12 protein-coding genes are annotated in these 15,719 nt (G+C 62.6%); 6 read left to right on the forward strand and 6 right to left on the reverse strand.

From position 1 onward, the window contains the following. The first annotated feature begins 61 nt into the window (after positions 1 to 61). The 5 genes from ACXPVS_RS01170 (at position 62) to ACXPVS_RS01190 (ending at position 6,612) form a co-directional block, all read left to right on the forward strand. The gene (locus ACXPVS_RS01170; RefSeq protein ID WP_458508275.1) at positions 62 to 997 is read left to right on the forward strand and encodes a LysR substrate-binding domain-containing protein; all 936 of its coding nucleotides are present in this window, start codon (positions 62 to 64) and stop codon (positions 995 to 997) included. A gap of 512 nt (positions 998 to 1,509) precedes the next feature. Next, a complete protein-coding gene (locus ACXPVS_RS01175; protein WP_458508276.1) occupies positions 1,510 to 1,986 on the forward strand; it encodes a formate dehydrogenase subunit gamma in 477 nt (158 codons plus the stop codon). Then, positions 1,983 to 3,515: a formate dehydrogenase beta subunit gene (locus tag ACXPVS_RS01180; protein ID WP_458508277.1), complete on the forward strand. Its 1,533-nt coding sequence runs from the start codon at positions 1,983 to 1,985 to the stop codon at positions 3,513 to 3,515. Before ACXPVS_RS01175 ends, ACXPVS_RS01180 begins: the two co-directional genes overlap by 4 nt. Next, the gene (gene fdhF, locus ACXPVS_RS01185; RefSeq protein WP_458508278.1) at positions 3,512 to 6,394 is read left to right on the forward strand and encodes a formate dehydrogenase subunit alpha; all 2,883 of its coding nucleotides are present in this window, start codon (positions 3,512 to 3,514) and stop codon (positions 6,392 to 6,394) included. The genes ACXPVS_RS01180 and fdhF overlap by 4 nt, the downstream gene beginning before the upstream one ends. Beyond that, positions 6,391 to 6,612, forward strand: coding sequence for a formate dehydrogenase subunit delta (locus ACXPVS_RS01190; RefSeq protein WP_458508279.1), 222 nt, complete (start codon positions 6,391 to 6,393; stop codon positions 6,610 to 6,612). Before fdhF ends, ACXPVS_RS01190 begins: the two co-directional genes overlap by 4 nt. Positions 6,613 to 6,691: 79 nt before the next feature. On the opposite strand, the gene glyA is transcribed toward ACXPVS_RS01190, so the two are convergent. The 5 genes from glyA to serC all read right to left on the reverse strand — a co-directional run bounded on the left by glyA (position 6,692) and on the right by serC (position 12,493). Continuing rightward, positions 6,692 to 7,957 (reverse strand): serine hydroxymethyltransferase, encoded by a 1,266-nt coding sequence (gene glyA, locus ACXPVS_RS01195; RefSeq protein ID WP_458508280.1) that lies wholly within the window; start codon positions 7,955 to 7,957, stop codon positions 6,692 to 6,694. 25 nt (positions 7,958 to 7,982) lie between these two features. Beyond that, positions 7,983 to 9,164 carry an acetylornithine/succinylornithine family transaminase gene (locus ACXPVS_RS01200; RefSeq protein WP_458508281.1) on the reverse strand — a complete coding sequence of 394 codons (1,182 nt, stop codon included), beginning with the start codon at positions 9,162 to 9,164 and terminating at the stop codon, positions 7,983 to 7,985. A 24-nt stretch (positions 9,165 to 9,188) separates the two neighbouring features. Further along, complete coding sequence (locus ACXPVS_RS01205) at positions 9,189 to 10,034, reverse strand: YggS family pyridoxal phosphate-dependent enzyme (protein ID WP_458508282.1); 846 nt, start codon at positions 10,032 to 10,034, stop codon at positions 9,189 to 9,191. After that, on the reverse strand, positions 10,034 to 11,287 hold the full coding sequence (locus ACXPVS_RS01210) for a benzoate/H(+) symporter BenE family transporter (RefSeq protein ID WP_458508283.1): 1,254 nt from the start codon (positions 11,285 to 11,287) through the stop codon (positions 10,034 to 10,036). The genes ACXPVS_RS01205 and ACXPVS_RS01210 overlap by 1 nt, the downstream gene beginning before the upstream one ends. A 123-nt stretch (positions 11,288 to 11,410) precedes the next feature. Further along, on the reverse strand, positions 11,411 to 12,493 hold the full coding sequence (gene serC / locus ACXPVS_RS01215; protein ID WP_458508284.1) for a 3-phosphoserine/phosphohydroxythreonine transaminase: 1,083 nt from the start codon (positions 12,491 to 12,493) through the stop codon (positions 11,411 to 11,413). Between the two features lie 135 nt (positions 12,494 to 12,628). On the opposite strand from serC, the gene pdxR reads away from it, so the two are divergent. Next, positions 12,629 to 14,125: a MocR-like pyridoxine biosynthesis transcription factor PdxR gene (gene pdxR / locus ACXPVS_RS01220; RefSeq protein ID WP_458508285.1), complete on the forward strand. Its 1,497-nt coding sequence runs from the start codon at positions 12,629 to 12,631 to the stop codon at positions 14,123 to 14,125. A gap of 95 nt (positions 14,126 to 14,220) precedes the next feature. Here pdxR and ACXPVS_RS01225 read toward each other — a convergent pair whose 3' ends face one another. Next, the gene (locus ACXPVS_RS01225; protein ID WP_458508286.1) at positions 14,221 to 15,519 is read right to left on the reverse strand and encodes a serine hydroxymethyltransferase; all 1,299 of its coding nucleotides are present in this window, start codon (positions 15,517 to 15,519) and stop codon (positions 14,221 to 14,223) included. Between the last annotated feature and the right edge of the window lie 200 nt (positions 15,520 to 15,719).

Raw genomic sequence — 15,719 nt, forward strand, 5'->3', positions numbered from 1 at the left:
CGGAATGTGACTACCGACTGACCCCAGTTCGCTGGGGTTACCTCTTGCCATTGGATACCTCATGTCGCGCCGAAACGTCGATCTCCCACCGCTCAACTGTCTACAGACATTTGAGGCCGCCGCCCGTCATTTAAGCTTTACCCAGGCGGCCCACGAGTTGAACCTGACCCAGAGCGCGGTCAGCCGACAAATCAAGCGTCTGGAAGAAGACCTGGCACGCCCCCTTTTCCACCGTCTGGCGCTGGGCATCAGCCTGACGCCGGCCGGCGAGCGTTATTTCCGCACTATCCAGCGACTGTTGCGCGAGCTGGATCGCGAATCCGCAGAACTGCGCCGCCGTGGTGCGGATCGGCAACTCACCCTGGCAAGCACACCGACCATCAGTTCAATCTGGCTGGCAGCGCTGTTGCCGCAATTCCAGAGTCAGCACCCGGACCTGGATATCCGCATTTTGTGCAGCGAGAGCCCCAGACACCTGGACGTCAGCGAATACGACCTGGGATTGTTCTATCACCTCGACGAATTGCCCGCACCCCATGATCTGGAGTTAACACCGGTGTTTGAAACCGAGGAGGTGATCGCCGTCTGCAGCCCCGGGTATCTGGAGCGCCGAGGCCAGATTCGAGACGCGCCGCATCTGCTCGAAGACCATACCCTGCTGATCGTGGAGGACCATTATCACGACTGGTTGACCTGGGCCGACTGGTTCTCCGATGCGGGAGCCAGTTACCACAGCCCGAGGCACGCCTTGCGCACCAATAGCTATCAATTACTGATGCAGTCGGCGGTCATGGGTCAAGGGGTTTCCCTTGGCTGGAAAAGCCTGCTCGAAGGCGAGCTGGCTTCGGGTCGCCTGCAGATGGCCTTACCCCACAGCATGCTCAGCCGCGGCCGCCTGTACCTGATGCAACCGCACCACCGCAACCCACTGCCTGCCGTTCGCAGTTTCCGCCATTGGTTACTGACGCACTCCAACGCTTTGAAAATAACCCCCTGACATCCACCCCTCGCGTAGCCTTTGACTGCCGTTTACTACGCAGAGATGGTCTGCGGTGACAAGTTGGGCATCGGATGATTGCCAGCTCCGCCGTCGGAAAGCCCTGGGCGATCACATAAGCCGCCCCCATCAAAACGAAGGCTCGCACAAATGCGGGCCTTTGTTGTTTCCGCCATCCAGGACGTTGTGCATAAACGCTCAAGCGAAATTGGATCACGACCATTCAAAGACAGCGCCTTGGGCTGCGCTCTTCTAGACTTAATGGATAGTCGTAGGCAGAACCGAACACGTCGCTTTGGTGCTGATGAATCAAAGTCAGCGTGGCAAGCTGCCTTAATGCCCTATAAAAGGTGCGGCAAAGACCGCGCCGGGCACAACAAGATGCCCGCCAAGGGTGCCCTGGCCAACGGCCTGAAAATGCCACGATACCGTGACGTGGTGTGAATGCCGCCGCCGACACTTTCGGACGACCGACAACCCTCTGGTTTGTCCGTGACCGTGAGGAATGCTGAATGCCTGATGAGATGCTGCACTTGCCTTTGGTCAACAGTCTGCTGGAGCGCCATAAGGGTCTCCCCGGCGCGCTGTTGCCCATTCTTCATGATATTCAGGAACGCATCGGTTACATCCCCGATGCGGCCATCCCCGAGATTGCTCACGCCCTCAATCAGAGTCAGGCTGAGGTTCGCGGGGTAATCAGCTTTTACCATGACTTCCGTACCGCGCCGCCGGCCCGGCATATCCTGCGTCTGTGCCGGGCTGAGTCCTGTAAAAGTCGTGGCGCCGAGCAGCTTGCGGCTCAGTTGCGTGAACGTCTGCAACTGGACGACCACGGCAGCAGCGCCGATGGCAGCATCAGTTTGCGTCCGGTGTATTGCCTCGGTGCTTGTGCTTGTTCGCCAGCGTTGGAGCTGGATGGTCAAGTGCATGCGCGGCTCAGTGCCGAGCGTCTGGATGCACTGCTCGACGCTTGCCGGGAGGACGTATGAGCCTCTATCTATCCTGTGATTCCCTGGCCCGTGCCGTGGGTGCCGATGAGGTGGCGTTGGCCCTTGCCAGCCAAGACCTGCAGCGCACCAGTTCGCGCGGCCTGTATTGGCTGGAACCGCTGCTGGAAGTGGACACCCCGCAAGGTCGTATCGGCTTTGGCCCGCTGACCGCCGCCGATGTGTCGTCCGTGCTCGAAGCCCTGCAAGGCGAGCCGTCCTCGCACCCACTGGCCTTGGGCCTGGTGGAAGAATTGCCTTATCTGAAGACTCAACAACGCCTGCTGTTCGCCCGCGCCGGTATTACCCGGCCGCTGTCCCTGGACGATTACCGGGCCCACGGTGGCTTCGAGGGTTTGACCCGCGCCATCGCAGTGGGCGGCGAACAGACCGCGACGGACGTGTTTGATTCAGGCCTGCGTGGCCGTGGTGGCGCGGCGTTCCCCGCCGGGATCAAATGGCGCACAGTGCGCGCCACCCAGGCTGCTCAGAAGTACATTGTGTGCAACGCCGACGAAGGCGATTCCGGCACCTTCGCCGACCGTATGTTGATGGAAGGTGACCCCTTCCTGCTGATCGAAGGCATGGCCATCGCCGGCATCACCGTCGGCGCCAGCTACGGCTACATTTATGTGCGCTCGGAATATCCACAATCCGTGGCCACACTGCGCGAGGCGTTGGACATCGCCCGGTCCGCCGGTTACCTCGGTGCCAATGTCGGCGGCAGTGGCCTGGCCTTCGATATGGAAGTGCGCGTCGGGGCCGGCGCTTACATTTGCGGTGAAGAAACCGCGCTGCTGGATTCCCTGGAAGGCAAACGCGGGATTGTCCGCGCCAAGCCACCGATCCCCGCTTTGAAGGGTCTGTTCGGCCTGCCGACGCTGGTGCACAACGTGCTGACCCTGGCTTCGGTGCCGCTGATTCTGGCCAAGGGTGCGCAGTTCTATCGCGATTACGGCATGGGCCGCTCCCTCGGTACGATGCCCTTCCAATTGGCGGGCAATATCCGCCACGGTGGCTTGGTGGAACGGGCCTTCGGCCTGACCCTGCGGGAACTGGTGGAAGACTACGGCGGCGGCACCGCCAGTGGCCGACCGCTGAAAGCCGCACAGGTAGGCGGCCCGCTCGGCACGTGGGTGCCGCCGTCGCAATTCGACACGCCGCTGGATTACGAAGCGTTCGCCGCCATTGGCGCGATGCTCGGTCACGGTGGTGTGGTGGTGGCGGATGACACGGTGGACATGGCTCAAATGGCGCGTTTCGCCATGCAATTTTGCGCCGAGGAATCCTGCGGCAAATGCACGCCGTGCCGCATCGGCTCGACCCGGGGCGTGGAGGTGATCGACCGCCTGCTCGCCGCGCCAGACCAGAGCGGTCGCGAAGAGCAAGTGATCATCCTCAAGGACCTATGCGACACGATGCAATACGGTTCGCTGTGTGCGTTGGGCGGCATGGCCCCATTTCCGGTGGCCAGCGCCCTCAAGTACTTCCCCGCCGACTTCGGTCTGCAATCTTCGGAGGCCGACCAATGATCACTCTCTTCGACCCGAACACCGATATAGATCTGGGCACACCTGCCCGCGAAAGCCAGGTGCAAGTCACCCTGAACATCGATGGCCGCAGCATCAGCGTGCCCGAAGGCACCTCGGTGATGCGCGCCGCTGCGTTGATGGGCACCACCATTCCCAAACTGTGCGCCACCGACAGCCTGGAAGCCTTCGGCTCTTGCCGCATGTGCCTGGTGGAGATCGACGGCATGCGCGGCTACCCCGCGTCCTGCACCACGCCGGTCACTGAAGGCATGACCGTGCACACCCAGACGCCGAAGCTGGCGACCCTGCGGCGCAATGTCATGGAACTGTACATCTCCGATCACCCGCTGGACTGCCTGACCTGCTCGGCCAACGGCAACTGCGAGCTGCAAACCGTCGCCGGCCAGGTCGGTCTGCGGGAGGTGCGTTACGGCTATGAAGGCGACAACCATCTGGCCGATGTGAAGGACACGTCCAACCCCTACTTCGACTTCGACCCGAGCAAGTGCATCGTCTGCAACCGCTGCGTGCGCGCCTGCGAAGAAACCCAGGGCACCTTTGCCCTGACCATCACCGGGCGCGGTTTCGAGTCCCGGGTCGCGGCCGCCGGTGGCGAGAACTTCCTCGACTCGGAATGCGTGTCCTGCGGCGCCTGTGTGCAAGCCTGCCCCACCGCGACCTTGATGGAAAAAAGCGTGGTCGAACTGGGCCAGCCCGAACGCAGCGTGATTACCACGTGCGCCTATTGCGGCGTGGGATGCTCGTTCCGCGCCGAGATGAAAGGCGACCAACTGGTGCGCATGGTTCCGGACAAGAATGGCCAGGCCAACCACGGCCACTCCTGCGTCAAAGGGCGCTTTGCCTGGGGCTACGCCACCCACCCGGATCGCATCACCAAACCGATGATCCGCAAAAACATCAACGACCCCTGGCAGGAAGTCAGCTGGGATGAAGCGGTGACCTACGCCGCCAGCGAATTCCGTCGGCTGCAGCAGAAATACGGCCGCGACTCCATTGGTGGGATCACCTCCAGCCGCTGCACCAACGAAGAAACCTATCTGGTGCAAAAACTGGTGCGCGCCGCGTTCGGCAACAACAACGTCGACACCTGTGCGCGGGTCTGCCACTCGCCGACCGGCTATGGCCTGAAACAAACCCTTGGCGAGTCCGCCGGCACCCAGAGTTTCGACTCGGTGATGCAGGCCGACGTGATCCTGGTGATGGGCGCCAACCCCAGCGACGCCCATCCGGTGTTCGCCTCCCAGCTCAAACGCCGCCTGCGTGAAGGCGCGCGGCTGATCGTCATCGACCCACGACGCATTGACCTGGTGGACTCGGTGCATGCCCGCGCCGAACTGCACCTGGCCCTGCGCCCGGGCACCAACGTCGCCATGCTCAACGCCCTGGCCCATGTCATCGTCACCGAAGGCCTGTTGAACCAAGCCTTTATCGACGCCCGCTGCGAGGACAACGAATTCGCCCACTGGCGCGAATTCGTCAGCCTCGCGGACAACTCGCCGGAAGCCCTCGGCCCCATCTGCGGCGTAGACCCCACCGACATCCGCGCCGCCGCCCGTTTGTATGCGACCGGCGGCAACGCGGCAATCTACTACGGCCTGGGCGTCACCGAACACAGCCAGGGCAGCACCGCGGTCATGGGCATCGCCAACCTGGCCATGGCCACGGGCAACATCGGCCGCGAAGGCGTGGGCGTGAACCCGCTGCGTGGGCAGAACAATGTTCAGGGCTCCTGCGACATGGGTTCGTTCCCCCACGAGCTGCCTGGCTACCGCCACATCTCCAACGAGGTGGTACGAGCGCAGTTCGAACAGGCCTGGAATGTCACTCTGCAACCCGATCCGGGCCTGCGCATTCCCAACATGTTCGAAGCCGCCCTCAGCGGCAGCTTCAAGGGCCTGTATTGCCAGGGCGAGGACATCGCCCAGAGCGACCCGAATACTCAACACGTCACCGCAGCCCTGTCGGCCATGGAATGCATCGTGGTGCAGGACATTTTCCTCAACGAAACCGCCAAGTTCGCCCACGTGTTCCTGCCGGGCTGCTCGTTCCTGGAAAAAGACGGCACCTTCACCAACGCCGAGCGACGCATCTCCCGGGTGCGCAAAGTCATGGACCCGCTGGGCGGCAAGGCCGACTGGGAAGGCACCGTGGCCCTGGCCAACGCCCTGGGTTACCCCATGAACTACACGCACCCGTCAGAAATTATGGATGAAATCGCCAGCCTGACGCCGACTTTCACCAACGTCAGCTACACCGAACTGGATCGCCATGGCAGCCTGCAATGGCCGTGCAACGCCGCGGCACCGGACGGCACGCCAACCATGCACATCGAGGAATTCGTGCGCGGCAAGGGGCGCTTCATGCTCACCGGCTACGTGCCCACCGAGGAAAAGGTCAACAATCGCTATCCGCTGCTGCTGACCACCGGGCGCATCCTCAGCCAGTACAACGTCGGCGCTCAGACCCGGCGTACCGAAAACGTCGCCTGGCACGACGAAGATCGCCTGGAAATCCACCCGACGGACGCCGAGAGCCGTGGCATCAACGAAGGTGACTGGGTCGGCATCGGCAGCCGCGCCGGCCAGACCGTACTGCGTGCGCGGGTCACTGAACGGGTCGCCCCGGGCGTGGTGTACACCACGTTCCACTTCCCTGAATCAGGGGCCAACGTCATTACCACCGACAACTCCGACTGGGCCACCAACTGTCCGGAGTACAAGGTCACGGCCGTGGAAGTCAGCCGCGTCTACCACCCTTCCGAGTGGCAAAAACGCTATCAGGCGTTCAGTGATAAACAGGACCGTTTACTCAAGGATCGCCGTCAGGCGCGTGGCACTAAAGCCGAGGTGCGCCGATGAGCACTGCCAGCCTGATCAAAATGGCCAACCAGATCGCCCAGTACTTCGCCAGCCAACCGGATCAGCAACAGGCCGTGCTCGGCGTGCGTAATCATCTGCAGATGTACTGGACGCCCGGCATGCGCAAGGAATTGTTGGCCTGGCAGACGGAGCATCAAGGGGCAGACTTGCATCCACTGGCGCAGGCAGCGGTCAGTGGGGCCGGCTGGGAGGCTTAGGTTCGCACAGGATCCCTTGGGATCAGCCCCGAGTTTTTCGGGGCTTTAAATGGGTTCTTCACGGATTACCGGGCCAGACTCAGCGATAGACCGGAAAGCGACGGCACAGCGCGACAACCTGTTCGCGCACGTGGTGCCCGACCTTGTCGCTGTCTCCGTTTTCCAGGGCGTCCAGTACGTCGCACAACCAGCCGGCCACTTGCTCGCAGGCCTCCACACCAAACCCGCGGGTGGTCACCGCCGGTGTACCGATACGAAGGCCGGATGTCACAAACGGTGAGCGCGGGTCATTCGGCACCGAGTTTTTGTTGGCGGTGATATAGGCACTGCTCAGGGCCGCATCGGCCTCCTTGCCGGTGTAGGTCTTGTCGGACAGGTCGATCAGCATCATGTGGTTGTCGGTGCCGCCCGAGACGATCTTGTACCCGCGCTTTTGCAACACCCCGGCCATGGCCCGGGCGTTGATGACCACTTGGGTCTGGTAGACGCCGAACTCCGGCGCAAGCGCTTCCTTGAATGCCACGGCCTTGGCCGCGATCTGGTGCATCAGCGGCCCGCCCTGCACGCCGGGAAACACAGCGGAATCGAGCTTTTTGTAGAACGCTTCATCCTGTCCCTTGGACAAAATCAAACCGCCGCGTGGCCCGCGCAGAGTTTTGTGCGTGGTGCTGGTGACCACATGCGCATGGGGAAGCGGGTCCGGGTATTCGCCCGCGGCGACCAGCCCGGCGACGTGGGCCATATCGACCCAGAAGATCGCCCCGACCTTGTCGGCAATGCTGCGCATGCGTGCCCAGTCCTTGTACCGCGAATACGCGGAAAAACCACCGATCAACATTTTGGGGCGTGTCTGCAGTGCGATCCGCTCCATCTCGTCATAGTCAAGAAAGCCGGTTTTCGGGTTCAGTCCGTAAGGCACGATGGTGTAGTGACGTCCCGAAAAGTTGGCCGGATTGCCGTGGGTCAAGTGACCGCCCTGGGCCAGGTTCATGCCCATCACCGTGTCACCGGGGTTGATCAGTGCCAGGAAGACCGCCGCGTTGGCCTGGGCGCCCGCATGGGGTTGCACGTTGGCGTAGTCGCAATCGAACAGGGCCTTGACCCGCTTGATGGCCAGCCGCTCGGCCACGTCGACGTATTCGCAGCCGCTGTAATAGCGCTTGCCGGGGTAGCCTTCGGCGTACTTGTTGGTGAGCACCGTGCTCTGGGTTTTCATCACCAACGGGCTGGCATAGTTTTCCGAGGCGATCAGCTCGATATGGTCTTCCTGGCGATGCTCTTCGTTGTGAATCGATTCATACAGCTCAGGGTCGAAAGCATTGAGAGTCAGCGTCGAGTCGTACATGTGCAAAGTGTCCTTGGTCAAGAATTCAAGCGGCGGGTGACAGCAGGCGCGTGATGCGCGCGGCGATGTCGTCGATCTGTGCGTCATTGCAGATCAGCGGCGGCAACAGGCGCACGGTGGTGCCCCGTGTGACGGTGATCAGCAGACGTTGTTCTTCACGGGCCCGGCCGACCAGTTCGGCGCACGGGCGGTTGAGTTCAATGCCGATCATCAAGCCGATACCGCGAACGGACACCACCTCTGGATGGTTGCCCAGCGCCAGCTTCAGGGCCGCCAACAAGCGGCGCCCCGAGGCAGCGGCGCGTTGCGGGATGTGATCGCGCTGCATGATGTCGAGCACTGTGCAGCCCACGCGGCACGCCAGTGGGTTACCGCCGAACGTGGACGCATGGTGGCCGGGAGAAAACAGCTCGGCGGCCTTGCCCCGCGCCAGGCACGCGCCGATGGGGAAACCGTTGCCCAGCGCTTTGGCCAGGGTGATGACGTCCGGCTGGATGCCCGCATGCTCAAAGCCAAACCAGGTGCCAGTGCGGCCCAGCCCGGTCTGCACTTCATCGATCATCATCAGCCAGTCGTGTTCATCACACAGTTGGCGCAGGGCCTGCAAGTAGCCGGCAGAGGCGGCGTGCACTCCGCCCTCACCCTGCACCGGCTCGACGAGCACCGCGACGATATCGGGTGACTGCGCCGCAACCTGGCGAATCGCCTCGATGTTGTCGTAAGGCACTCGCACAAAGCCCGGCATCAGGGGCTCGAAGCCGCGATGCACGGCGGGGTTGCCGGTGGCAGCGAGGGTGGCCAGGGTGCGCCCGTGAAAACTGTTGTCCATCACCAACACTTGCGGCTGGGCCACCTGCCGGGCGTTGGCGTGCAGGCGGGCGAGTTTGAGCGCCGCTTCGTTGGCCTCCGCTCCGGAGTTGCAGAAAAACGCCCGTTGCATGCCCGAGAGCTGGCACAGCCGTTCGCCCAATTGCTCCTGCCATGGGATGCGAAACAGATTGGTCGTGTGCAGTAACACCGTGGCCTGTTCGGCGATGGCCGCGGCAATTTCGGGGTTGGCATGCCCCAGGCTCGTCACCGCCACACCGGCGATGGCATCCAGGTATTCAACACCCTCGGTGTCCCACAACGAGGCGCCCTCGCCTCGGCTGAACGAAACCGGTTGTCGGGCTGAGGTGTGCATGAGGTAAGCGGGTGCAGCGGACATTGCGGGCCTTCCTGTCGAGGAGGATCAACGGCTGGGAATGATCGACAACAATGTGTCTTCACTGAGGGGACGGGCATCGGCGGTCGGCCAGTAGTACGCATCCGGCATGGCTCGGGCACCGAAGATCGCCTGTCCGACGCGCACCACAGTCGCGCCCTCTTCAATGGCAATTTCAAAGTCACCTGACATGCCCATCGACAACTCCTGCAGCGACACCCCATCAGGGGCGCAATGCCGCAAGCGGTCGCGCAATTCACGCAGCCGGACGAAGCACGGGCGCACCCGCACCACGTCGACCGAGAACAGCGCCAGCGTCATCAACCCGCGAACCCTCAGGGTCGGGAACGCCGGCATAGCCTCCAGGAAGGCCGCCACGTCATCGGGCACCAGCCCGTACTTGCTGGCTTCGCCGGAGGTATTGACCTGGACGAACACGTCCATCTGCCGACCTTCAATGCGCAGGCGACGGTCCAGTGCCTCGGCCACCCTCAGGCTGTCCAGGGCCTGGAACTCGCTGGCGAAACGTGCGATCTGCTTGGCCTTGTTGGTCTGCAAGTGGCCGATCACCGACCATTGCAGGTCTTGCAGGTCGGTCATGGCTTCCCACTTGCGCTGTGCTTCCTGCACCTTGTTCTCGCCCAGCAGGCGGCAACCGGCGGCATAGGCCAGACGCAGATGAGCTTCATCAAAGGTTTTGCTGACCGGCAGCAAGCGCACACCAGCCGGGTCGCGCCCTACCCGACGGCACGCCTCGACAATGCGTTGCTGCACGGCGGCCAGGTTGCGACGAAAGTCTTCGACACTGCCGGCCTGAGGGTAACGACCGTGGCGCGCATGCAGGGTGTTGAGGTCTTCGGTTTGATCAGGCATCAGTGGGTCGCTCCTTTGGTGGGCACTGCAACCGGTTCGGTCTGTGGGACAGCCGTCTTTTCACGGCGCGGCAACTGCCCATTGAGCACGGCGTAGGCCGCCAGGCCGATGACCAGGCCCCAGAACGCGCCGCCGATGCCCAGCAGGGTGATATTGGCCGCGCAGGCCAGAAAAGTGATCAGCGACGCTTCCCGCGATTTCACGTCCACCATGGCATTGGCCAGGCTCGCGCCGAGTGTGCCCAACAGGGCCAGCCCGGCTAGGGTGGTGATGAAAGTCGCCGGGAAGGCCATGAACACCGCCGCCAGGGTCACGCCGAAAATCCCCACCAGGATGTAGAAGATGCCCGCGGCCACGCCTGCGATCCAGCGCTTGGACGGGTCTTCAGACGCTTCCTTGCCCGTGCAGATCGCAGCCGTGATCGCCGCGATGTTGAAGGCATGGGAACCGAACGGCGCCATCAGCAGAGAACCCAGCCCGGTCACGCTGAGGATCGGGTTGGCACTGGTGTTGAACCCGTCATTGCGCAGCACCAGCATGCCCGGCATGTACTGCCCCGTGAGGGTGATCAGAAACAGCGGCAACGCCACGCTCAACAACGCATTGACCGAGAACTCAGGGCGTGTGAACACCGGTGTCGCAAACTCCAGCGCCAGCCCCGTGAAATCCACGCGCCCCTGCATCAGCAGAAAGCCAAGCCCCAGCACCAGAATGCCGACCACCGCATAGCGCGCACTCAGGCGCTTGAACAGGATGTAGGCGCCGATCAACACCCCGACCAATAACGGGTCGACGCTCATGCTGGCGAACGCACCGATGCCGAACTGCAGCAGGATGCCACCCAACAAGCCCGCGGCCACACCAGGCGGGATCAGGCGAACGGCTTTTTCAAAGTAACCGGACACGCCCAGCAGCACGAACGCTGCAGCCGAAATCATGTACGCCCCAATGGCCTCGGCGTAGGGTGTGGTCGCCAAGGCGACGATCAAAAACGCCGCCGCCGGGGTCGACCAGGCGGTGATGATCGGCTCGCGGCTCACCCAACTGAGGAATAGCCCGGTCACCCCTACCCCGATCGACACAGACCAAACCCACGACGCCGTCAACTCAGGGCTGAGCCCTGCGACCTTGGCGGCCTGAAACACCAGGATGAAGGTGCCGCCGTAATTGACGATCACCGAAATCAACCCGGCAACCACCGGGTGCAGCAGGTCCCGCAAACGCAGGGACGAAAGGGATTGAGTAGATGACATAGGTCTTGGCTCCTTGCTGGACGATGTATCCGGCCGCTGGCAAGCGGTTATTTATAGCGGTTGAATGGCAGGTTTTACCCCTACGCTTTAACGCAGCAGACCAGACCACTTTGCGTGGTCGGCTCAGCCATGCTCGCGCGCAAACGCGTTCATGAAATCGCACAGCGCCTCGACCGCCGGCACTGAAACGGCGTTGTAGAGGCTGGCGCGCAGGCCGCCGACGCTGGCGTGGCCTTTGAGGCCATTGAGCCCGGCCTGCTCGGCGCTGCGCAAAAAGGCCTTCTCCAGCGCCGCCTCGGCCAGCCGGAAGGGCACGTTGTTGATGGAGCGGTACGGCAACTGCACACCATTGCGATAAAACCCGTCACTCTCATCGATGGCGCGGTACAGCATTCGCGCCTTCACCTGGTTGCGCTGATGCAGGGCCTGCAGACCGCCGCTGTGCTTGATCCACTTGAGCGTCAGGCCGGTGAGGTACCAGGGGAAGGTCGCCGGGGTATTGAGCATCGACTGCGCGTCGCTGATGCGCGCGTAGTTGAGAATGTCCGGGGTAAAGGCATGGGAACGCTCCAGCAACGCCGGGTCCACGATGACCACCGTCAACCCGGCCACGCCCATGTTTTTCTGCGCGGCGGCATACACCAGTCCATGCCTGGCGATGTCGATCGGCTTGGACAGCAGGCTTGAACAGGCATCGCACACCAGCGGCGCGTCGCTCGCGGGTGTGTCGATGAACTGCACGCCGTGCACCGTCTCATTCTCGGTGTAGTGCAAGTAGGCGGCGTCGGCGTTAAGGCGCCAGTCCGAGGCGTGGGGGATACGGTCGAAACCGGACGCGTGGGCACTGGCAACCACGCGCACATCGCAGTAGCGCCGTGCAGCCTCGATCGCCTTGCCCGACCAGAGGCCGGTGTGCAGGTAATCCGCCGTGCCTTTATCGCCTATCAGGTTCATCGGCACTTGAGCAAACTGCAACGAGGCGCCCCCTTGCAGGAACAACACTTTGTAGGCGGGCGGCACCCCGAGGATATCGCGCAGGTCCCGTTCGGCCTCGCGGGCCACCGCCATGAACACCTGGGAACGATGGCTGATTTCCATCACGGACATGCCGGTGCCGGCAAAATCAAAAAACTCCTCGTGCACCTGAGTGAGGACGTCCAACGGCACCGCGGTAGGGCCTGCGCTGAAGTTGTGTGACCGTGCCATGGTTGAGTAACTCCTGTTCAAGAACGCTCGCCCTGTGCGTAATCACCGAGGTATAGCCTGGGGTGGCGAGGGTCAGAGTCTATGGATAAACTGGCCTGACATTACCTGCCAATTCATGGAAAGAGAGCAGACCACATGGCAAAGACCTTCGAGCTGGAAACCCTGAAGATGCGCCTCAACGACGCTGAGTTTCAGTTGCTGGATTTGCACCAGCGGATCCAACGTGCGTTGCGTGCGCTGATTCTCGACGGCGCCCTCGCCCCCGGCTTGAAACTGCCCGCCACGCGGGTTCTGTCCAAGTCACTGGGCTGCGCCCGCGACACCGTTGAGAACGCCTATGTGCAGTTGCATCGGGACGGGTTTATCGTGCGCCGCGAAGGCGCCGGCAGTTACGTCTGCAACACGGTGGGCGTCGAATTACGCGGTGCCGGCCGCCGACGCCTCAAGGCTCAGGAAGTCAGGAGCAGCGTCGCCGCACCGGGCGCCGAACTCAGCCAACGCGGGCGGATGATCTTCGACACCGGCGGCGTGCGCGATCAGCAAGTCATCAAAGCATTCGCCACCGGCCTGCCGGAAACCCGCAGCTTCCCAACGGATGTCTGGGAGCGTTTGCAGCGCCAGGTCATGAAAGACTATCGCGCGAACGTGCTGCTGCATGGCGATCCACAAGGGGCCGAGCCCCTGCGCAAAGCGATTGCCACCTACCTGAACCTCGAGCGCGGCGCCAAATGCTCCCCCGACCAGGTGCTGGTGTTGAGCAGTACGCGTCAGGCGTTGTATCTGTGCGCGCAGTTGCTGGTGGACGCTGGCAAGCCGATTCTGCTGGAAAACCCCGGCTATTACGGTGCCCGCAAGGCCTTCGAAATCGCCGAAACCAAGGTGCTGCCCATTGATGTCGATGAACGGGGCATCCGCACCGACCTGCTGTACGCCGACCGCAGCGGCGCCAATTGCGTGTATGTCACGCCCTCGCACCAATACCCCACCGGCGCAACGTTGCCACTGGAGCGGCGTCTTGAGTTGATCAATTGGGCGGCGCAAAAAGGCAAGTGGATCATCGAGGATGACTACGACAGCGAGTTCCATTACGACGGGCAACCCACGGCGTGCGTGCAGGGCCTGGACAAGTATCGGCGCACGCTCTACATCGGCACGTTCAGCAAAACCCTCTACCCCGGCCTGCGCATGGGGTATATGGTGCTGCCCGCCGAGCTGGTCAAGCCTTTTGCCTATGCGCGCAGCATGATGGACGGCCACACTCCGCAAATGCTGCAACTGACGCTGGCGCGCTTTATGGAAGACGGCCATTACAACGCGCATGTCCGGGCCATGCGCAAGCTGTATGCCGGACGCCGGTCGATCATGCATGACGCAATCGGCAAGTACTTGAGCACGGTGGTCACCGCCGAACTGCCGCCGGGCGGGTTGCAAATCCCCTGCTTGCTGAAAGCCGGATGGTCCGAGGAAAAAACCATCCGTCAGGCCGCCACTGCCGGCGTGCAACTGTCCGGCCTCAGCGGCTTGTACGCGGGCCACCCGAAGCAACAGGGCTGGCTGCTGGGCTACTCCTCTCTGACCGCGTATGAAATCGAAGCCGCCATGTTACGCCTGGCCAACGCCCTGAAAATCTAATGGCCCAGGGCATAGTTCATCAGCAACTGTTGGGCCTGGGCGGCCGGTGGGGATGATACCGGGCATTGGAATTTCTTTTAAAAAAGCGCAGGTGGTTAATACGGCAGCCTGAAACGCTTGGTCAGGTCGCTGATGCCTTCACGAATCGAGCGTTCAGTGCGGCCGTCGAGGGCACCGCTGCGCACGCCACCGAGCATGGCCAAAATCATGTCGCCGATCTCCCTGAATTCATCGACCCCCATGCCACGCGAAGTGCACGCCGCACTGCCGAGACGAATGCCGGACGTCACGGTGGGCTTGACCTCATCGCCGGGCACGACATTTTTGTTCACGGTAATGCCGATTGCCTCCAACGCACGCTCGGCGACATTCCCCACCAGGCCCCAGGGTCGCAGATCAATCACCCCCAAGTGACAGTCGGTGCCGCCCGACACGACCAACAGCCCACCTTCAGCCAATCGGCCGCACAAGGCCTGGGCATTGGCGACCACGGCGTGGGCATAAGCGCCGAAGGCCGGTTGCAATGCCTCGCCCAGCGCCACGGCCTTGGCTGCAACGGTGTGCATCAGTGCCGCGCCCTGCAGGCCGGGGAACACAGCCGCATTGATCTTCTGCGCAATGGCCTGCTCATTGCACAGGATCATCCCGCCACGCGGACCGCGCAACGTGGCGTGGGTGCTGAGGGTGGTGACGTGGGCAAACGGCACTGGAGACGGATACGCACCACCCGCGACCAGCCCGGCGACGTGGGCGATGTCGGCCATCAGGAACGCACCCACCTCGTCGGCAATCGCACGAAACCGGGAGAAATCCAGCGCCCGTGAATACGCCGAGGCCCCTGCGATGATCAGGCGTGGGCGTTCTTGTCGGGCGATCTGCTCGACCTGATCCATGTCGACCCTCTGGGTCACCGGGTGCACGCCATAGCTGAGGGCCTGAAACCATCGCCCGGACAAGTTGAACGCAGCACCATGGGACAGGTGCCCACCGGACTTGAGGTCCAGGCCCAGGATCTTGTCCCCCGGCGCCAGCAGCGCCAGAAACACTGCCTGGTTGGCTTGGCTGCCCGAATGGGGTTGCAGGTTGGCGTAGGCACAGCTGAACAGTTGCCTGGCCCGCTCGATGGCGAGCTCTTCAATTGCATCGACATTGCAGCAACTGGCGTAATAGCGACGCCCTGGGTAGCCCTCGGCATATTTATTGGTCAGCACCGACCCTTGGGCCTCGAGCACCGCACGACTGACCACGTTTTCGGCGGCGATCAGCTCGATTGACTGCACTTGGCGCTGGCGCTCGGCGTCGATGGCGCGCCACACCTCCCCGTCCACCTGGGGCAGCGCAACGCCACTGACCCCTGGCAGCGCGTGGCCCTCCCGATAAGCGAAATGCGGCATGGTCACTCCCTGTGTAAACGCCCGATAACACGCCGCACTACCCTAGCCGCCCACGGGCCAGCCAACCATACCAGTTCGTGCCGATGTTGCAGACCACCGGGCTCAATGCCGTTGCCACACGTCTACGCAGCGGCAGGCATGGTGAAATTGCAGCCATTCAAAGTGGTCTGGCTGGTTCACCGATAATGGACTATCGAACA

This window comes from Pseudomonas sp. Ma2-10 (assembly GCF_054330215.1).